The sequence below is a fragment of the Anaerocolumna sp. AGMB13025 genome (genome assembly GCF_029689925.1).
GTDB lineage: Bacteria > Bacillota > Clostridia > Lachnospirales > Lachnospiraceae > Anaerocolumna.
Map to the genome: position 1 here is coordinate 5392847 of NZ_CP121445.1, position 21683 is coordinate 5414529.

Here is a 21683-nt window from a genome sequence, read left to right on the forward strand (position 1 = left end):
CCTTTCTTTCATTCAAGTAAAGAATAATAAATCTCCATCAATCGATTTACTGATTGGTTCCATGAAAACTTTTTTACTCGCTGTAGTCCTTTTTCAATAAGATTCTTTCGTAGTAATTCATCGTTTAATAAATTTTCTATTGTACTTGCTAACTCTTCTATTGAATATGGATTAACCAATAGACCTGCATCTCCTACTATTTCCGGTAACGATGCTGTGTTTGATGCTATAACAGGGGTACCACAAGCCATTGCCTCTAATGGTGGGAGACCAAATCCTTCATAAATAGATGGGAATACAAAAATTCTAGCACCATTTAAAAGCTTAGGTATATCTCCATCTTCTATATAATCCGTAAAAATAATATATTCATTTAATTTATATAATTCTATCGTATTAAATATTGTGTCATACATCCAACCTTTTTTTCCGGCTAATACCAATTTAGGCAACACAATACCCTTTCTTTTTAATTGAAAGTAAGCCTCTATAAGTCTTACGATATTTTTTCTAGGTTCTAATGTACCTAGATATAATATATACTCACCTTGAATAGCATATTTTTCCTTAACTTTTCCTACTTCTTCTTCAGAATAGCTAGTATGATAAATTGATAAATCGACACCACATGGCATAATGGAAATTTTATTTTCCGGCACTTGTAAATACTTAATTATTTCATTTTTACTGAACTGTGAAATTGTAATAATATGATTTGCCCTTTTACAAGTCTTTTCCAAATTATAATCCAACATCTTCAATGTCTTTTTACTCATAGTTTCTGGAAAGGCTTTATATACCATATCGTATATAAATGTTACTGCTTTGCCACTTACCCCGGGTGGAATGTCATAATTAAAAAATTGTGTGATTTCGTAGCTTCTACCAAAAAATAATGTATAAGGAATTGAAATGTTATTCCATATTTTACGATATATTACATTATGAAACCATCCACATTTATGCACTTTATAGCCTAGTTTATTATAATTTTGAACTATCTCTTCTTTTTCACTACTATTCCGTATTGAAAAATAATTCAAATAATATTCATTGTCATATTCTTTTATTATATTTCTTATTACATAGTCGGCTGTCCTACCAATACCTGTTTTTTGTTTTTCAAATAATAACTGTGCATCAAATGCAATTTTCAATTTAAATCTTCCTCTCTTATTTGCCTAAATTATTTTGTATAACCTTATGAAAAACTTCAGTAGACACATCCCAAGAAAAATTTTTTGACCTTACTAATCCTTTATTAGATAATTCCATCCTCAACTCTTTACTATTAATAAGTTTCTCCATACCATCCTTTATACTATCTACAGAAAAAGGATCCACCAAAACCCCCGCATCTCCAACAACTTCCGGAAGTGATGAGGTGTTAGAAGTCAATACTGGAGTACCACAAGCCATAGCTTCAAGTGGTGGCATACCAAATCCTTCATATATAGAAGGGAAAAGAAACACCATTGCCCCTTTAATAAGTATTGGTGCATCTTCTGCATCCACATATCCAGTAAATATAATATCACTCATTAAATTAAGTGAATTAACAATTTCAAAAATTTCATCATACATCCAGCCTTTTCTCCCTGCTAATACTAACTTAGGTGTATCGGATATTTTTTGCTTTAATTGAGCATAGGCTTTTAATAGTCTTACAATATTCTTTCTGGGTTCTAGTGTCCCTAAGTAAAGTAAATACACTCCCTGTATCCTATATTTTTTACATACTCTATCGATATCTTCATCTGTATATTTTTCATGATATAAAGTTGTATCAACACCACAGGGCATTATCGTTATTTTATCCTCAGGTATATTTAGATATTTTATTATTTCTTTTTTGCTGAATTCGGATATAGTAAGAATATGATCTGCCCTGCGACATGATTTCTTTAATGCTATCTCTAATAACCGTCTCGTCCTTTTTCGCACAGTTTCGGGATATGCCTTATATGCCATATCATAAACAATGGCTATTTTTTTGCCCTTTACTCCTGGTGGTATTACATAATTAAAGAATAAGGTAACATCAGCTGGCTTTCTAAAGAAAAAAGAATAAGGCACATAAAAGAAGTTCCACATCATTCGATATAAAGTATGGTGGAACCATGTGCATTCATTTATTTGATATCCAAAAGTAGTATATTTATGTACATTATCTAGTTGCTCTACCGTATAACCAAGAGAAAAATAATTCAGTTGATATGTATTTTCAAGATATTGGGGCATTCGCATTAATATATTCTCTGCGCACCACCCTATTCCCGTTTTGTCACCTTTTATCAATAATTGAGCATCAAATGCGATTTTCACAGAGTTTCCTCATTTCCACTTAAACGAAATATAGTAATATATAATTAACAATTATAACTTACTTATATCGTATATACAATATTAAATATGATATTTTCCAATAATCCTCTACTTTTATCTATAAATTCTGATAAAGCTTAAGAACATTCTTTAGCATACTCTCCATTTGAAAACATTCTTTCATACGTTCTCTTGCTTTTCTTCCCATCTCAATTCTTTCTTCTTCATGTAATGCCATCCATTGAATCGCATCCGCCAGTGCTTGTACATCATTCGGCGGCACGGTTAATCCAGTAACATGATCTATACTTACATAAGGAACCCCGCTTGGAAGATTCGTATTAATCACAGGCTTACCATATGCCATTGCTTCTATTTGCACTAATCCAAAGGCCTCGCTTTTGAGTATTGATGGTAAAACGAATACATCGCATTCTTCAAATGCTTTATTTAGTTCATTATCGCCTATATTGCCAAGAAAATGTACTCTATTTTGTATACCAAGTTTAATCACATCTTCTTTTAATTTTGGCTCTAATTCACCGCTGCCAACCATGTTCAATTCAATTCCGTCTACTTTACTAATGGCTCTTAATAGTACTTCACAGCCTTTATAATAGACAAATCGCCCAACAAATAACAGTTTTAATTGTTTCTTATGTGTCGGAACAGCATTTTTATAATACTGAGTTCCTCTGTCTTCAATTAATAAATCAACACCGTATGGTATTATAATGCACTTATCTTTGTACTTTGACAGATAATCAGAACCATCAATGTGTCCCTGCGTAGCAACTATAATAGCATCAGCTCTTTTTAAAAACTTATCCATTAATGGACGATAAACATACATCAGTTTCTTTTGTCTCACAATATCACTATGCCACCAGATTACTACTTTGCCTTTATACCCAGATAATATACAAGCTAAATCACCAAGTGGGAAAGGCATATGAAAGTGAAGTATGTCTTTATCCATAGACATCTTTCTTAACTTTCTTAAAAAAATAAAGGATATCGGCATAGATAAAAATACCCCATAACTGCCTGCACGGGTGACCTTTACTCCATTAATATCCTCTACAATAGTTTTACCTCGTTCCTGACACACCAACACTTCCATGTCAGTCTTATCTTGTAAACCTTCTGCTACCTGTTGTACAATACGTTCAATTCCACCAGTAACAGGGTAATATAATTTATTTATCTGCAATATTTTTAATTTATCCATTACTTGCTCCATACAAAGGCATAAATCCATAATCAGAAATTGATTATTATTCTACACCAAAGATTTATCATAATATAAATCACCGAACATTTTTTTTAATACACTAATATTGTTCTTAATGAAAAAACCTATCATAGCATTAAAATAAGGTGTCAATTTAGTCCTTTTACCCATCTCTTTACGTATTTTGACTATTACCTCACATGTATCCGCATAATCACCATCTTGAGGATGATAGATTCCGTTACTTTCATTTCTAATTAATTCTACCAGATATTTCGATAAGTTATCAATATATAACATGCTTCGCTTATTGTGATACTCTGGAAATACCGGAGTGTATCTCGCTAGTTTAACCAGTTTTTCATAATTTCCTTTGCAGCCATCCCCATAAACCATTGGAGGACGTACAATTGCAATCCGATATTTTTCATCTTGCAGCTTTAGTATTTCACTTTCAGCTAATAATTTTGACTTCCCGTAAAAAGTGACTGGTCTAGGTTTAGTTTCTTTTGTAATGCACTCGTAGGAAGGACCAAACACTGCAGCAGTACTCATGAAAATAAATTGATTTATTTGACTTTCTTTCGCCTTCCTGGCAGCTTCTAAGGCAAGTTTATGATTTACATCATAATAAAGTGCCTCCATACCTTTTGTTTCCTTTTTATGTACAATGGCTGCAAGATGCAAAATAACATCATAGCAAGTAAAATCCACCATCCTCCATGAACCATCGAATGCACTTACTAAGTCAACTGTTAGTTCATACTCACATTCCTGCAAGACATACTCCCTAAACTTTCGGCCGATATAACTATTGGCTCCGATTACAAGTACTTTCTTCATGAATTATTACTAACCTCCGTAGTACCTTCTTTCTGTCCATCGCGCCTTATTACACAACCTACAGTTTTTATAATACATTTTATATCAAACATAAAACTTATCTTTTTTATGTATTCTCCATCCAGCTTTGCCTTTAATGGAATTGGCAGTTCATCCCTGCCATTAATCTGTGCCCAGCCAGTTAAACCAGGTTTTACATCATTAGCACCGTATTTATCTCTTTCCTCTATTAAATCATACTGATTCCATAAAGCAGGTCTTGGTCCGACTATACTCATATCTCCCTTAATTATATTAAATAATTGGGGAAGTTCATCCAAGCTGGTTTTTCTTAGGATTTTTCCTATGACAGTTATGTATTTTTCAGGATTTTCAAGCAAATGCGTGGGCATATCACTTGGGGTATCAATTCTCATTGTTCTAAATTTTAGTATGTAGAATTCACTTTTATTCTTCCCTATTCTCTTTTGGCGGAAAAACACTGGTCCTTTAGACGTTAATTTAATAAATAGCATAAGAAGGAAAAATAACCATAAAAGCAATACAATCGCAATAAGTGATAGCACAAAATCAATTATTCTTTTATAATATTTTATATACATATACGTCTACCACCTCACTTTGACATAGGACCACTTTTAAGTTTATTATAGTTAATCTGTCCCCTTTATACAAGTTTTTTGTCGTATTTCATAATAAATAAATTTTACCATACCACTATTCTATTGTATACATACCATTATTTTATTATATAACATACCATTATTTTATTATATAACTTGTAAATACCATAAATTCATATTAGAATATATAAATGATATGTATTATATTAAATAAGGAGATAACTATGAAAGCGAACTCAACATCAAAAAATAAAAGTTCCTCACATTCACAAAAAGCAAGTAATTATTCTGCCAAGAATAGTAAGCTTTACATGCTGCCAATTATCTTTATAACTGCAATACTTCCTTTAATAATAAGAGTGCATGAATATGATACTGGTTTGGCAGGTTATAAATGGTTTTCTCAAGACGGATTAAAAACCGATGTATTTTTATTTTATAAGCAAGTTTTTTATATAATTGTATGTTCCATCATGTTGTTACTTATAATCTACAATGCTTATAAAGACAAAAAGAAATTAACTTTTTCATTTACCTTGTTACCATTATTACTATACGGACTTTTTGCACTTTTATCAACTATATTCTCAAAATATACACCTTTTGGGTTTACAGGAATTTATGAACAATTTGAGTCAATATTTGTTATATTAGGCTATTGCATTTCAGTATATTATGCTTTCTTATTTATTAAGACAGAAGATAATCTTCGTTTTATATTTAAATATTTACTTATTAGCATTATAATTTTAAGCTTATTAGGGCTGTCACAAATTTTGGGGCATGATTTTATAGGATCCGATCTTGCTAAAAATCTTATTCTGCCAAGTAAACTTTTAGGTAAATTAGATTTAAGTTTTAATTTTGGGCTTCACCGTGTCTATTTAACCCTCTATAATCCCAATTATGTAGGTGTCTATGTTTCCTTACTCGCCCCTATACTTGTGGGTATGCTGCTGGCAGAAAAAAGCAGAAATAAAATTATTTTATACATAACCGCACTTATTGGATTACTAATAAGTCTCCTCGGCTCACAATCTAAGACTAGTGTTATAAGTCTTTTCTTTGCAGCAGTTTTAATATTAATTTTATTCCGTAAATATATATTCCGCAAATCTAAGATATTAATATCAATATATGGAATTGTGGTTACTGTTATTCTCGTCTTATTCGTATTAAATTTTACAAAGATAACCAATACAGTTAACACTTTATTTAATATGACGAAAGAAAACCCGACTTTAACTGATATAAAAACTGGTGACGACTTGGTTATTACATATAAAGGAAATGACATAAAAATAAACTTAAGTATGGCAAATGATGGTATGTCCATATTAATGAAGGATGGATTGGATAAAATTATTCCGTATACCATGGATAATGGAACAGGGGAATTTTTAATCAATGATGAACGCTTTAGCGGCCTCAAAGCTGCACTTACTTTATACAATCAGATACTGTGCTTAAAGGTTAATATTGACAATAAAGATTGGATTTTTTCAAATCAGTTAGGTGATAACTCATTTTACTATTTAAATGTAAGCGGTAAGTTTGATAAAATCAAAAAGGCAGAATCTGCACTTTTTACAGGACATGAAATGTTTGCTTCCTCCAGAGGATATATATGGTCACGTACAATCCCCCTGCTAAAGGATAATATATTTGGAACCGGTGCTGATACATTCGTATTTGCTTTCCCTCAGCAAGATTACGTTAATCTGTATAATGCCGGTTTTGATGGACAATTAATTACAAGACCTCATAATATGTATCTGCAGATGGGTGTCCAGACTGGTGTCGTTTCACTTATAGCCTTCTTACTATTTTATTTCATTTATTTCGTTTCCAGTATTAAGTTATATATAAATGGCACTTTTAATAATTTTTATTCACAGGTCGGCGTTTCAATCTTCATCGGTACAGTGGCATATATGATCTCTGGTATAACGAATGACTCTACAATTACGGTGGCTCCTCTATTCTGGGCACTAATTGGAATTGGACTTGCCATTAATTACAAACTTAAGCCCAACCAAAAGCAATAGATTATAGCTGATAGTTAGTTTCAGGAGTAGTGACATAGGTTCATCAATTGCTCCCACTTTAACTATTATAAATCTCCAATATAAAAGCCATATTAATTTATCAATACATACTGATAAATCGATATGGCTTTTTTATTATAATGTACCCAAATTTATAACTCACTTCATAATCTTTACCTACTTCGTCTTCTCCTCATAAATCGCACTAACTTCCCCAATATCCCCATTTGCAATAATCTTCCCATGCTCTAACAGTATAGCCTTATTACAAATCTTCTGCACCTGAGGCAAGGAATGGGATACAAACAGCACCGTTACCCCTTTATCAAACATGGATTGGATCTTAGCTTCGCATTTTTTCTTAAACTTAGCATCGCCAACTGCCAGTACTTCATCCAGAATCAACACATCCGGCTCTACCACCGTTGCAATAGCAAAGCCAAGCCTTGACTTCATACCAGAGGAATAATTTTTAAGAGGAACATTTATGAACTTCCCAAGTTCCGAGAATTCAATAATCTCATTGTACTTCTCTGCTATAAATTCCCTTGGATAACCAAGAACAGCTCCATACAGATAGATATTCTCTGCCCCGGTATATTCCGGCTCAAAACCGGCTCCAAGCTCCAATAGAGGTGCAATCTTGCCTTTAACCGTAATGGACCCTTCTGTAGGTTTTAATACCCCTGCTATTATTTTCAGCAAGGTACTCTTCCCGGCACCGTTTAATCCCAGGATACCTAAACGATCCCCTTTATTTACTTTCAGGCTCACATTCTTTAATGCCCAGAATTCATTATATTTTAGTTCTTTCTTAAGGAACTTTATAAAATACTCTTTCAGATTGTCTACCTTTTGGGAAGACAGATTAAACCGCATACTTACCTGTTTCACTTCAACAGCAATCTTTTCCATGGTATGCCTCCTTTTTCATCAAACTTAATTATACATGCAGTATGAATTCATCCTGTTTCTTAAGAAACATAAGCGTACCAATAGCCAGGAATCCAAAACTGTAGAGCAAAGATAAGGAAAATGCTCTTTGATCCAACGGCATTCCAAAGATAGAATTTCTAAAGTTAATTACAATGGAATACAGCGGGTTAATCTCTAACAGCCATCCATAACCTGCATCAATTATTCTCGCTGGTTTATAGAATATGGCTGAGGTATACATAACCAGCATTAACGCAACAGACCAGATATACTCTAAGTCTCGGAAGAATACCGATAAGGTTGCCAGTATTAAACCAATTCCATAAGCCATAATGGGCATTAAAACCAAAGGTATTACTGCCTGGAATAAGTAAAAAGTAGGTTGTACCTTTAAAACAATTCCTACTAACACTAAAATAATCAGGGATATTAAAAATATAATGTAATCCGTAAGTATGCTGGATAACGGGTACATATATTTCGGAACATAGACCTTCTTTATCATACCACTGTGTGTACGAATGGATTTCATAGCTACTTTCGTACTGTTGGAGAAGAAAGAATACAATAATCTACCTGATAAGATATATACAGGAAATTGTCTGTCTTCATTACCAAACAAGGTACCAAATACAATTGTCAATACAATCATCGTCAATAAAGGCTCTACTAAAGTCCATAGAATGCCCAGGTAAGATCTTCTATATTTTAAGGTGATACCCTTCTTAACCAGCTCACCCAATAAAAATCGATATTTAGTAAAATTACTGATATATTTCTTCAATTTAACTCCAATCTGCCTGCTAAAAAACTGCAGACATTACAAATTTAGATAATACTGCCTTATTCTCTTATTGCCTATAAGTTAATGTACTTTATCAAACAGCAAAATGAAGTAAAAGATGGGATATTCCTATAATGCATAAGTACCTGTAGGGATCATCTTTCAAACTAATGTCCATACAGGCTTATACAATCGCAATTATAAAGGATATTACATATAAAGAATTCTTATATTGTATTATTTATATCTTAACTATCTTTTATATCTTACTACCTTTTATATCTTATTATATTTATATCTTAAATATTATGATCTAAATATTATAAATCTTACTATTTTATATCTTTTAAATTTATACAGCTTTCTTTTTTAGTCTTCTTCATTTATCCTTTATTTGTTATAAAATATATTAAAGTACACTCAATCCCATAAACAAGCCTATATTAAGAAATAGACCTGTAAGAAAATAAGATTCCTATCTTCTATTTAATCAATTATTTCTTTAAATCATTATATTCATATAATAAGTCATCAATCGGGTCCTTGTCCAAACGGTCAAATACATCAAGCCGTTCTAATTTAAAAGGACTTGGTTTATTATGATTCTTTTTAAATGCCTTTGCCATATCACTCTCCTTATAATTGAATTTTTCCTTCACATTATCCCATATTTTGCTGCCTTTGTCATCATTAATGGTAATTAAGCTTACCCCTTTATCATCAAACATGGAAGGATCAATATCTTTAATCCCCCAGAAGTCACCAATTGTAACATCTCCGACTCTGTTTTTATAGGTATATTCACAAGAGCTGCAGCTTGGTCTGGAGATGTAATCATTTAAAAATGCACGGAAATAATTATTTTTCCTGGAATTTACGCTTAAGTTCTTTCCGTTTTCGAATTCAATGATCATACTGCATTTATGAATCAGCCATCCGGTATTCTTATTTCTAAAAGTAAGATTAACCACCCTTGAATTGAACTTTTTATTTAAATAGTCCAAATACTGATTAAAAATCTTAGGTGATGGCGCAGCATGGCATAGAATCTCACAGATATATAAGTTCTCATACTCCTTCTTTAAATAAGAGCGTAAGGCAGCACATTCACAAGGAAGACCAGAATATAAAACCGTCTGATTATCCTGTAAAAGCTTCTTAATCTGAGGGTAAATACCGTCAAAATCGCTCTTAACATACTTCGAGCCATAAAACGCTTTGACCTCCTCCATATTATCTGCGATGGAGGATACCACCTTCATATCTTTATCATATTTTACACCAACAACATATCCCTTTTTCTCTTCGATGACGAATCTAGCAAGCTCCGGGAAGATACCACCAGAGGAGCTCTTCATACGGACTTCCTCCTGCTTGTTCATAACCGAGTATACTTTTGGATATTGCTCTGCATATTCAATAATATGATTTGTCTTACGGATACACGCTTTATTACAAGCTCCGCAGTCAATACATTTTGCTTCGTCTACAACAGGATATCGGAAGCCTTCTTTGTCTTCTTCCATTGTAATCGCATTGGTAGGACAGATTTCCTTGCAGGCGTAACAGCCGTAACATTCATGTTTCTTAATCTGGGTTGGACAGGCAACAATCTTTTGCCTGTCATTATTCTTTAATGCATCTAATAAGAATAACAGCGAGGTCTGTCTTAATTCTAATATTCTTTTTCTTAACTTTTCAGGTTCCTCGATCCGAAATTTATTGAAATCATCAAAATCAGAAGCAGTATAAAGTAAGTGGGATTCCAAATTTAAGGATTTAAGTAAATCCACCGTTCTGCTGCCGGTATTGGAATGGAGCATAGAAACAAAAGGTGTTTCATATATAATAGAAAACACCGTTCCATGGAACGAATTCGTAATAACATACTCTGCATTCTCAATTAATCCCAAGAAATCCCCGGGAGCCGAGGTATAACAGGTTGCAATTTCATTCTTAAATATTTTATTCGGTCTTCTCTGGACAATGGGCAGACCCGTTGCTGTAGATATTTTATTAGCAAAAGCTACAACATCAGGATTATGTTCCATCATATAAACAAATATATATTTACCCTTAATATTCGGTACTGTTTTGATCTCATTATATTCTTCCCTGGCAAGCAATAAAGTAGGATCCAAAACCACATCCACTTGCTTCTTCGCCAGTTCTTTCACTGGCCTTTTTGCACTTTTTTCTCTAACAGAAATAGAAGTAAAGCTTTTCAGGCTGTTTTTAATCTGTTCATGATAGACTGGTAATAAATAATCTCTTCCGATACTTGCCGCATAGGAAATCTTAAGGGGACCTGGTTTTACAAAATCCAGGAAATACGCCGGATCAAACCCACCGATATGCTCACTGTTCCATACCTGATCACTGCCTACGATATAAGCATCCAGATTAAGATCAGCTGCTTCTAATTCCTCATAAGTCGAGAAATCTCCTAGCAGGTTTAAATGCTTTTTAAGGAATCTTGTATAATTTTCATAACGTTCCAGACTTCTTGGATTTTTACGACGCAGCTTAAATTTTGCAATACGTCTCTTCATTCCAAATTTACCTTTAAGCGGATTATATAAATCATCTATTATACTTGGATGATAATTAATTACTGAGGCTTCTATCTTGTAATTCTTAAGGGCTCTTTGCAGCGCCCAGGTCTGTAGAGTTGCACCAAAATTATGGGCACTATGAAATGTAATAACGCCAGCCTTCACGCTATTTCGCCTCCTTTAATATTGTGTCAATTGTTACCGACGATGTGTCCTTGACCACGACACTTACCTTTTGCTTTAATTCTATAATTTCAGCAATGTTCTCCATGGATGGCGGAATGATAACAAGAGTATAATCCTCCAGCTTTCTAAGGGCATATCGTACGTTCCTGCGGTATTTTTTAGAACTGTTATATTTCTTTATATCAAAATCATGGAAATTAAATATCTTCTTACCCTCAAAGGAATCAAACACATGGAGCAGCATTAAATCCATTCCGGAATAATAGATAACATACTCAAAGTTTGTTATGCCATATAATTTCTTCTTCTCTCTGTCTGCAAGGCTTGCAAGTTTCTTCTTTGTGTATGTAGTTTCTATTCCAAACCGGAAGGTTAATGTAAATGCGAAATATTCGGATAACCTGTAATTTCTACCCGGTGATAATGGAATGTACCCAATTTCTTTATCAAAAAGGGATAAGAGTCTGGAAGTCTTCTTCATGGCACCCGCTTTAAAATTTAAGTAAAAGTTGTGCATCTTTACATTCAGGTGATTCATATTATCTATAAAACGTAAATCTTCTTCATTATTACGCAAAGACTTTACGAAAATCAGAACATTCTCCGTAGCTGTTTTCTGATAAACTTCCGTTCTGACTTTATTCTCTTCCTGCAGGAATACCGTATCACATACATTTTTCGCAGTATCGGCAGAATCCAAACTGCAGAACTGTTCATAAAACTTAGGATATGCAAACTCCTCCCTGTTAATTTCTTCAATCAGCTCATCTACCGTATCAACTTTAGGCAGATCCATATCATCCAGGTCAATATAGATACCACGGTCTCCTAGATATTCTTTTCTGTCATAGGTAAAGAGAATTATCTTCTTTTTAGAAACTGCATAATCAAACATAATACTGGAATAATCCGTAATAAGCATATCAGAAGCATTTAAGAAATCATAAGTTTCATAATCTCCGGGGAATTCTCTTACATGTAACAACTGGGTATAATCAATACTCTTTTTTACAAAAGGATGGAGCTTAACGTATAACACCTGGTTCTTCTTTAATTTATGATCCAGATGCGCCAAATAACCAAATATCTTTTCAACCTGGGCTTTGGATTCCTTCTTATGAAGCAGTCCTCTCCAGGTAGGCATATAAACAATTACCTGCATGTCCGCAAGACCTAAATCCTGTCTAATCTTATCCCTTCGATCTGTGCGGTAGAAGGAGGAATTTCTTGGATATCCGGATAATAAGACCTTTCCTTCATAAGTCTTGTCTATCATATAATCTTGTAAAAATATATCCTTTGAAAATTCATTCTGATATAACAGATAATCCGCAATATTAAAGTTCCTCTGTACGTTACCAAGAGCATATTCCCTGTCCGGTACAATTCTGCCCATGGCTTTCAGCGGTGTTCCATGCCAGGTATTCAGATATACCTGTTCGGGTTTCTTAATATAATAAGGAGGCAGACTGGTATCAGTAACCAGGTATTTGGCAGCAGCTAACCCGCGTAAATATTCATCCGAATGTAATTCGATAAATGTTACATGATTGATATTATAATTTTTTAATAACTTACCATAAGTCTCGTAAAGTTCTTTTCTCAGCACAAGAAGGATACGGAAATCTTTATACTTATCCCTACCAGTTTCATATATCATATTAAAAATATTACCTGCTAAATCGTCACCATGCTTGGATTCAAACAGGATAACCTTATCGTTTACAGCTAAGGTTTCATAATATTTTGTATATTTCATGTCTAGTGGCATATTAAATAATTTAAAGATACGCAGCTTGCGTAATTTCTTTCTTATTGCAGCCATTTTCTTTTTTGTCTTTTTAAATTTTCTCCATTTATTACCTATCTTATCCTTTAAATCAGTAAATTTTAGGACAAGCCGGTAAACCCTTCCAGGTATTCGTTCCCGAAAGGATATATATCGAATCGTTTTTTTTCTGTCCACATAATACTTTAAATGCTTTTTAAGCGATGGGCCGGCAGTATACTTGAGATAATGATTGTCTGGCCAATCCGGTATTTCTTTGTCTAAGAAATCCTGAGTCATATTAATTATATCTTTTTTGAGTCCTAATTGACCTTTTTTCCCATCGGTATAAAAGGACTCATAACGGAAAAAGAAATGTCTTGTACAGATATATTCCAATTCCTCTTGAAACGTCTCAAAGAGATCATGTTCTTTCATGTACTGAAACAACAGTTCAAATGCCTTCACAATATCTTTGGTAGCTTCAGAAAAGCTGTTTAGAAAACCCACCTGCGTCGTTTTTCTGTAATTATACAAAGGTTCCGGAACTATACCAATACTTTCTGCCATAACCGCAGTTTCAAATGCAAGTCCTAAATCTTCAAAACGCATTCCCTCCGGGAACCTGATTTCGGATAGCAAATTACGCTTAAATAGTTTGTCCCAGGGAAAAGGTGAGGCATGAACCAGTTCAAACTTGCGTTCAGACATCTTAAAGTTCTGATTCATGGAGAATATATTCATTACTTTACGCTTTAGTTCTGCTTTACCTTCCACTTCATAAACATTAAACCTGGCACACATAACCAGGTCATTCTGATCCGTTATCGCCTTGGTATACAGCTTCTCAGCCATATCAAGTTCAACAAAATCGTCACTGTCGACAAACATAATATATTCGCCCGAGGCACGGTCTATACCATAATTACGGGCATGACTAACCCCCCGATTCTCCGTCGTAAACACTTTGACCATATCAGGGTATTTCTTTTCATATTTTTCTAATATCTTTATACTATTATCAGGGCTACCATCGTTCACTACTATAATTTCAATATCCATTAAAGTCTGGTTCACTAAACTCTCCATGCACTGTGTCAGATATTTTTCCACATTATAAACAGGAACAATAATACTCACCTTATATTCATTCATTATAGAATTCCTCCTGGATTCGGTTTCCACTAAGAAGGATTTTAACATAGATAGGGGGATTATGCAATAATTATTAAGGATTCTTAAGGAGTATATATTAATATATAAAAAACTATAATTACCTTTCATATTTGAGTCTTAATAAACCAAATTATTAAGATTGCCTTAAAAACCCTTAATTTAAACAGTTCCTACAAGAATAATTTAATATACATTAAGTATAGTTGCTCATTGGCATTCATAAAAAATACTAATTGAAAATGAAGCAAACATCAAATGAATTGAATTAGTAGATATCAATAAAAAAGGTGAGATTCAGAGAATCTCACCTTTTTTTATAATAACATTGTTAAATTATTCTACGATTGTAATAGATCCAATTCCACTAACGGAAATTTTCTGACGTAATGTATAACCACTTCCAGCATAGTTAGTATGTTCAATAGTGATTGATTTAACTAATAAGCTATCACCTTTGCTTACACTAGTTGATCCTAAGCTAGTAGTTACCTTAGCATTATTAAGAACTACTTCAGCATTAACGATAGTGCCTGCACTAACGGTATAAGCAGCCTTAATAACTTTTAAAATATCTCCTTCAGTTTGGCTTATTGTAGAATCATCTAATTTAACTGTAGGAAGTACCTGGCTATTCTTAACAACTACAGTTGCAGATGCTTTTCTACCAGTACCACTTTCTTCTGCTTTGATAAGATAAGTACCAGCAGCAGCTTGTGTAGCAACGTTAGGAGATGAAGTAGTGTCAAGAGCTAATGCTGTTACAGTTACGGCACCAGCTGCTGTAGCTACAGTAACACCATCAGGAGTAACAGAATTTCCATCACGAGTAATAGTATATGATACACCACCTGTAACTTTACCTATCTGTTGTGCATCTTTATTATATCTGTAAAGAGTTAAAGTCTTATCTGCAACACTAGGGGTTGAACCTTTAATTACTGCATCAAGTGTAGTTGTAGGAGCATCAAAATTGATATAGCTTAATACTGTATTGGATACTTCAACTGCTTTAATATTAACTACAGTAGATTTACCTTTGTAAGTTAATTTATAGCTATAATTGCCATCGTTGTTTTTATCTACAGGTACATTTCCCGTAATTGTAACTGTTTTACCTGAACCACTAGCAGTTACAGCTGCTGTATTACCTGATACTAAGTTGCTGCTAATAAGTTCAACATCAACATTATCGGTACCAACAGCCACTTCGTTGCCATATTGATCTTCAGCTTTTAATGTAATAGTCTTTGTACTGTCAACAAAACCTACAGTAGCACCATTAGTTGCAGCATTAACATAATAGAATGTTACTACGCTAGAATCTGGAACAACGCTTATTACTTTTGATTCAGAGCCTACTGTTACAGCAAGCATTTTAGAAGTAGCGCCGTAGGTAGCTTTGATATAAGCAGTACCTGCCTTAATAGCATAAACTTCACCAGTGCTGGATACTGATAATATAGATGTATCAGATGATTCAAATGTGAAGTCAGTTTGATCTATATCATTATCAGTTGCAGCATCTTTAGCTTTAATAAATACTTGATACTTTTCTGCTGTTGCAGGTATAGTAGTATTAACTTTATCCCAATTTGGACCATCGCTAGTAGCTAATGTGTATTTAATATCAGATGCTACATCTTTGATTTCTTCAACAGAGTTAAATACTGCTGAGCTCTTAAATGTTGATTCTTCGCCATCTGTATACTTATAAGTATGATAAGTAGCTGTTACATTAACTGATTTAGGGAAATCATAAACAGTGATTTGATACTTATTGTCGTTGTTTAAGTTAACATAAGCCAAAGAATTATCTACATCAAAGGTTATATAACTTGTATAATCTGATTTCACGCCAGTAACATCAACACCGTTCTTGTCTAAAAGCTTAACATCAATTGTAGTAGCTTTTGCATATTGAACTGTTTTTCCTGTTAAAGAAATACTAGCTACATCGCCTACGCTTGCTGTAAATGTCTTATCAGTTGTACCATAAGCTACTTTATATGTTGCAGCGTCTGACAGATTTAAATAAAATTCAACTGTAGCTGTTTTACCATCTGCTGAAAAGCTTAAAGATTTGATAATTTGTTTTACGCCATCTTTATCAGTTACTGTAAGAGCATCAGCTGTTAAAGACTTGCTTTGATCTGTAGCAAAAGTAACTTCAATCTTAGAAGGTGTAGTTTGCTTAACGGACTGGATACCATCAGCAACTGTTACTTTAACAGTATCTTTTTTGTTGTACTTGCTTGTATCTGCACTTGCAGATGTTGCTTTAGAAAGTACAGTGATAGTAGCTTCACCAACACCAACTGCTTTAACAACACCAGACTTAGCATTTACAGTAGCTACTGCAGTGTTATCAGATACATATTTAACAGTATCAGTTGATTTAGCAGGAGTTTTAACTGCATTTAAGTCTTTATCCTGACCAATAACTAATTTAAAGTCATCTGCACCGATATCAATGCTAGTTGCACGTTGGTTAATAGTTAATTTCTTAGTGAATGCGCTAAGCCATTTGCCTTTGGAATCTCTAGCAGTAACTTTGATAGTTACCTTTCCAGGTGCTTTCGCTGTAACAACACCAGATTTGTTAATTGTAGCAATTTTAGAATTGCTTGTTGTCCAAGTATATTTATTACCTTTAACAACTTTGCTCAGACCGTAATCTGTGCCTTTTTCACCAACATAGAGAACGGTTGGTGCGGCTGCTCCGCCCTGCTTAACAATTTTAGTAGCTGTAGCAGCTGATGCGCTTGTAGGTACAGCTAAGCTAGTTACTACCATTGCTAATGCAAGTGTGGAAGCTAATTTCTTTTTAAAGAAATTTTTCCTCATATTCTTTCTTCCTCCTTAAAATATAGGTTTGGTTTGGTATTATATTTTGTCAAATATAATCATTCCAATAACAAGTTGATTATAACAATAATCAAACAAAAGGTCAAGTCCTTTTATCTATTATTTTACTTTTTTTATAACCATATTTACTGGCTGTATACCCCGAGTTTTGCCTTATTTTTGACACATTCCAGCCATTTTTGATAATGTCTTTCAGCACCAAAAAATTGGGTTTTACTCCCAGATACATTAGATAAATTACACCCTGTTCGTATGTTATATCTGTATTGAATTGATTATACCAAAGTCATAAAGGGTGAACATTGATTCTTCTTTCTGTTCCGTTCCCGCCTGACCTGTTTATATAATGCACTTTGAATGTGTCAATTTTATGTCATGGTTTTGTCACAATCAGTTTATTTTTTTGTAATAATTTTGTTATTCTTATTATCTTAAAATTTTGATATTCAAAGTCGATACTCTGTAGCCCAGCACTAAACTCAATCATTACTATACTGTTTAATCTCAAAAAATTAATTCTGTCCAAGTATTATATCATTGTATTTGCCTATTGAATTTAACTCATTGCTTTATACTTTTTGTTTGTGCTTCTTGCATTTTACTTCTTGCGTTACTTCTTCCATTTTGCTTCTTAACCCTTTTACACCAAATATCCCTTAATACCAAAAGTCCATGCCAATTGCAGAAGCAGATTTAACCACTGTCCCCTACATCCTTTGCCTAAAACAGAAAAAATGCACACCATTTGTTCAAGAAACAATTGATGTGCATTCGTTATTTAATATCTACATAATTTTATAATCTATTATCCCATTATCATTTCTATTTCAAAATATCTTCCACCGTCTCCTGCATCTTATCTTTATCACATATCGCATCATGCAATATGACTGCAAATCGAATATCTTCTATCGCAGCCGGTACAGCTGTATTGGATCTCTTGCTCAGCTCATCTACTAATTCAAACTCACTTAAGTGATTGCATTCACTATCTATGGCATTCATGACGCTTCTGGTAAATTTGTATGGGCTTGCGGTTGAGGCAATGATTGTTTTTGTTTTATCGTCTGCAACTGTAATATAACTTTCATATACACTGGCTGCGACAGCTGTATGGGTATCTATGACATAACCGGTTTTTTCATATAACTTCTTGATTGTTTCGGCTGTTTCTTTTTCAGAAGCATATCCACCCACAAAGTCTTTCATTTGGGCTTTCATCTCTTCTGTGATTCCATATTCTCCGCTGGTGCCTAATGCTTTCATCATGGCAAGGGTTTTATCTGCATCTTTATCTGCAATCTGATAAATGAGTCTCTCTAAGTTACTTGAAATCAGAATATCCATAGACGGCGAAGAGGTCAGAATGAATTCGCGGTTTCTGTTGTAGATGCCGGTCTGGAAGAAATCAAATAGTACTTTGTTTTCATTGGAGGCACAAATCAGCTTATTAATAGGCAGTCCCATGGACTTTGCATAGTACGCCGCTAATATATTGCCAAAGTTACCAGTAGGTACCACTACGTTGATTTTCTCGCCTTCCCTTATTTCACCATTTTCAAATAATTTGGCATAGGAATAAACGTAATATACAATCTGGGGCACTAATCTTCCGATGTTGATTGAGTTGGCAGAGGAAAATTGATAACCTTTTTCTTTTAAATCTGCTGCAAGTTCTTTGTTGTTAAACATTGCCTTAACGCCGTTCTGGGCATCGTCAAAGTTGCCGTGGATTCCGATTACGTAGGTGTTATCCCCTTTCTGAGTTACCATCTGCCTTTCCTGCATGGGACTGACACCATCTTTTGGGTAGAACACAATGATCTTAGTTCCTTCCACATCTGCAAAACCCTCCAAAGCTGCTTTCCCGGTATCCCCGGAGGTAGCTGTTAATATTACTATTTTATCTTTCACCTGGTTTTTCCTGGCTGCAGTTGTAAGTAAATGCGGGAGTATTGACAATGCCATATCTTTAAAGGCTATGGTTGCTCCATGGAATAATTCAAGATAAAATGCTCCATCTGCCTTAACGAGAGGGGCAATCTCCTTTGTATCGAATTTGTCATCATAAGCACGATTTATGCAGGTTTTTAATTCCTCTTCTGAAAAGTCGGTAAAAAATAATTTCATGACTTCATATGCTGTTTCCTGATACGTCATTTTACTGAGCTGCGTTACAGGAATCTCGAGTGTTGGTATGGATACCGGTACATATAGACCTCCATCATCTGCCAGTCCCTTTAAGATAGCCTGGGAAGCCGTTATGGGTTCGCTGTTGCTGCGGGTACTCTGATACATTAGATTCATATGGATTCATCCTTTTTATATTTTTAGTTATTTTTATTATCTTATTATTTGGTTTTACTTACCTTTATAATTTCTTACTGCGAGTATTTATTTGGTCATCAATCCTTACTCACTGTAACATTCATGTTTACTTCTTAATGTTTACCGCACTATTTATTGATAGCATACTTTTTAAAGTATTACTTATTTACGATATTACCTATTTACGTATTGATTATCTACAGTATTACTTTTCTACGGTAATACTTTTCTATGGTATTACTTAATGGTTTTGCTGATTATTTTTTTACAGATTAAGTGTGCTTTTATTACTTAACTCAGCATTTAATTTATTGTTACTCAACTCCATACCTTGTAATTTATCAATATCGTTATTTTGTTTAAATTTTCTGTATTATAACATGTTTAATCGGCTTATACAATACGCTAATACGATAAAGTATAAAATTATAAAATTTTAAAGTCTTTTTCGCCAAGAACTGTAAGCCCTTTTCCTCAACCTGCTAGAATCATACAACTCGCAAGAATCATTCAACATACGAAAATCATCCAACTTGTAAGAATCATTCGACCACAAGTATCATTCGACCACCAAGTATCATTCGACTCACAAGTATCATTTGACTCACAAGTATTATTCGACTCACAAGTATCATTCTACCACCAAGTATCATTCTCGACTCTCAAGAATCATTCAACCACCAAGATTGACATAGGACCAGGTCATCCAACCAGCAAGAATCGTCAAACATTGGGAATCATCCATGATGTGAAAAATCAACAGCAAAAAAACAAGCTCAACTTTCTCCATTACTCATCCCTAAAATGGACAAGCGAGAAAATCAAGCCTGTTTTTAAGTTTTTTTCTCCAAATCATTATTTGAAGAATTCATGACCTCCGTACCGGAACAAAAAATCAAGGTGATTGTCAAACCATCTCATGCTGCTTTTATCAGCTCTTGATCTGGCTGAGAAGTATAGGGCGCCTTTGGAATCATCTTCGCCCTGCAATACTTTGTCTACTGCTTTGACGGTATCCTTTGAAATCTTGACCGACCAGTAACGGTTATCCTTTATCGGGGAGAATTGATAGGTTCCGCCGTCTCGTTGGAACACAACCCCTTTTACGGTATCCGGGAAATCGTCATCCTTAACTCGGTTCAGGATGACATTTGCTACCAGCATTTTCCCTTTTAAATCTTCTCCGGTAGCTTCAGCTTCTACGATTCGCTGTAGTATCTCGATTTCATCCGATGATAAATTGACTGAATTCTTTTTCTTTTTATCTGTATCGGATTTTTTGGTATTTTTTGATTCTGAATTCTTAGAGTCCTTTTTGGTCTCTTTGGTATCTTTGTCGGAATCTTTCGAGTGAGTGGTTTCTGTTTTGGTCTTTTTTGCTGTAGCGGCTACAGCCATAACGGTTTTTTGTATTTTTTTATCCTTGGTTGAACTGCTATCAACCTTATCCTTAGCAACTGCTCCTGCCTGTTTGGAGTCTGCTTCTTCGTTGTTCTCCGTTTTCTCATTATCCGAATCGTTTTTATCTGCACTTAATATTAAATTATTATATGATTTCCCTTCTGGAAATAAATTCAGGGCATTTTGCCCAGCTTGTCCAGGCAAAATGTTCTTTGCCGTCAGATCAAATAGTTTGAATTGATCTCCTAAAATGTTTTGACTGGTTCGTACTATTGCTTCATAAGCTGTTCCTTCCTCTATATTTTGGGGTACATCATGCGTGATCTCAGCTTTCGCGTAAGATTCTACGCCATTATAACCTGTACCGTAGATATAGTCCGGACTAAGTAAGAATAAGACGGTAACCATAGCGTAAGCAATTACCACCAGGCTTGTCTTATATTTGCCGATACCAGCAGGTAATACCTTGCCGATTGGCTTCTTAATCCAGTGAAGAAACGAGTGTATTTTTAGCATGCATACATCCTCTTTTCTTTTTATGATACCTCCAACCTACGGGAGTTTAATCAGCGTATTAAAATATTAAATCCAGGCAAACTTCTTTAATCGCT

Annotated in this window: 13 protein-coding genes; 1 reads left to right on the plus strand and 12 read right to left on the minus strand. The window is 34.1% G+C overall.

Annotated elements, in window-relative coordinates:
• Positions 1-8: 8 nt before the first annotated feature.
• The 5 genes from QA584_RS22300 to QA584_RS22320 form a co-directional block, all read right to left on the minus strand.
• Entirely contained in the window at positions 9-1157 is a 1149-nt protein-coding gene (locus tag QA584_RS22300) for a glycosyltransferase family 4 protein (protein ID WP_278271310.1), read from the minus strand.
• A 16-nt stretch (positions 1158-1173) separates the two neighbouring features.
• Positions 1174-2325 carry a glycosyltransferase family 4 protein gene (locus QA584_RS22305; protein WP_278271311.1) on the minus strand — a complete coding sequence of 384 codons (1152 nt, stop codon included), beginning with the start codon at positions 2323-2325 and terminating at the stop codon, positions 1174-1176.
• 118 nt (positions 2326-2443) lie between these two features.
• Positions 2444-3556, minus strand: a complete 1113-nt coding sequence (locus QA584_RS22310; protein ID WP_278271312.1) for a glycosyltransferase — start codon at positions 3554-3556, stop codon at positions 2444-2446.
• A 51-nt stretch (positions 3557-3607) separates the two neighbouring features.
• Complete coding sequence (locus tag QA584_RS22315) at positions 3608-4402, minus strand: NAD-dependent epimerase/dehydratase family protein (RefSeq protein WP_278271313.1); 795 nt, start codon at positions 4400-4402, stop codon at positions 3608-3610.
• A complete protein-coding gene (locus QA584_RS22320; protein ID WP_278271314.1) occupies positions 4399-5004 on the minus strand; it encodes a sugar transferase in 606 nt (201 codons plus the stop codon). Before QA584_RS22320 ends, QA584_RS22315 begins: the two co-directional genes overlap by 4 nt.
• A 401-nt stretch (positions 5005-5405) precedes the next feature.
• Here QA584_RS22320 and QA584_RS22325 point away from each other — a divergent pair, with 401 nt between their 5' ends.
• Positions 5406-7073 carry an O-antigen ligase family protein gene (locus QA584_RS22325; protein ID WP_278271315.1) on the plus strand — a complete coding sequence of 556 codons (1668 nt, stop codon included), beginning with the start codon at positions 5406-5408 and terminating at the stop codon, positions 7071-7073.
• Positions 7074-7250: 177 nt separating this feature from the next.
• Here the strand turns inward: QA584_RS22325 and QA584_RS22330 are convergent, their stop codons facing one another.
• The 7 genes from QA584_RS22330 to QA584_RS22360 form a co-directional block, all read right to left on the minus strand.
• Entirely contained in the window at positions 7251-7988 is a 738-nt protein-coding gene (locus QA584_RS22330; RefSeq protein ID WP_278271316.1) for an ABC transporter ATP-binding protein, read from the minus strand.
• Between the two features lie 28 nt (positions 7989-8016).
• On the minus strand, positions 8017-8793 hold the full coding sequence (locus QA584_RS22335) for an ABC transporter permease (protein WP_278271317.1): 777 nt from the start codon (positions 8791-8793) through the stop codon (positions 8017-8019).
• A gap of 494 nt (positions 8794-9287) precedes the next feature.
• Positions 9288-11513 carry a polysaccharide pyruvyl transferase family protein gene (locus QA584_RS22340; protein ID WP_278271318.1) on the minus strand — a complete coding sequence of 742 codons (2226 nt, stop codon included), beginning with the start codon at positions 11511-11513 and terminating at the stop codon, positions 9288-9290.
• A 1-nt stretch (position 11514) separates the two neighbouring features.
• Entirely contained in the window at positions 11515-14457 is a 2943-nt protein-coding gene (locus QA584_RS22345; RefSeq protein ID WP_278271319.1) for a bifunctional glycosyltransferase/CDP-glycerol:glycerophosphate glycerophosphotransferase, read from the minus strand.
• A 354-nt stretch (positions 14458-14811) separates the two neighbouring features.
• Positions 14812-17322 (minus strand): Ig-like domain-containing protein, encoded by a 2511-nt coding sequence (locus QA584_RS22350; protein ID WP_278271320.1) that lies wholly within the window; start codon positions 17320-17322, stop codon positions 14812-14814.
• Between the two features lie 843 nt (positions 17323-18165).
• On the minus strand, positions 18166-19650 hold the full coding sequence (gene thrC / locus QA584_RS22355; RefSeq protein WP_278271321.1) for a threonine synthase: 1485 nt from the start codon (positions 19648-19650) through the stop codon (positions 18166-18168).
• 876 nt (positions 19651-20526) lie between these two features.
• Positions 20527-21588 carry a cell wall hydrolase gene (locus QA584_RS22360; RefSeq protein WP_278271322.1) on the minus strand — a complete coding sequence of 354 codons (1062 nt, stop codon included), beginning with the start codon at positions 21586-21588 and terminating at the stop codon, positions 20527-20529.
• Between the last annotated feature and the right edge of the window lie 95 nt (positions 21589-21683).

Bases quoted from the DNA above. Each gene is read 5' to 3' on its own strand.
- QA584_RS22310 (WP_278271312.1), bottom strand. From the start codon at position 3,556: ATGGATAAATTAAAAATATTGCAGATAAATAAATTATATTACCCTGTT.
- QA584_RS22315 (WP_278271313.1), bottom strand. From the start codon at position 4,402: ATGAAGAAAGTACTTGTAATCGGAGCCAATAGTTATATCGGCCGAAAG.
- QA584_RS22320 (WP_278271314.1), bottom strand. From the start codon at position 5,004: ATGTATATAAAATATTATAAAAGAATAATTGATTTTGTGCTATCACTT.
- QA584_RS22330 (WP_278271316.1), bottom strand. From the start codon at position 7,988: ATGGAAAAGATTGCTGTTGAAGTGAAACAGGTAAGTATGCGGTTTAAT.
- QA584_RS22345 (WP_278271319.1), bottom strand. From the start codon at position 14,457: ATGAATGAATATAAGGTGAGTATTATTGTTCCTGTTTATAATGTGGAA.
- QA584_RS22350 (WP_278271320.1), bottom strand. From the start codon at position 17,322: ATGAGGAAAAATTTCTTTAAAAAGAAATTAGCTTCCACACTTGCATTA.
- thrC (WP_278271321.1), bottom strand. From the start codon at position 19,650: ATGAATCTAATGTATCAGAGTACCCGCAGCAACAGCGAACCCATAACG.
- QA584_RS22360 (WP_278271322.1), bottom strand. From the start codon at position 21,588: ATGCTAAAAATACACTCGTTTCTTCACTGGATTAAGAAGCCAATCGGC.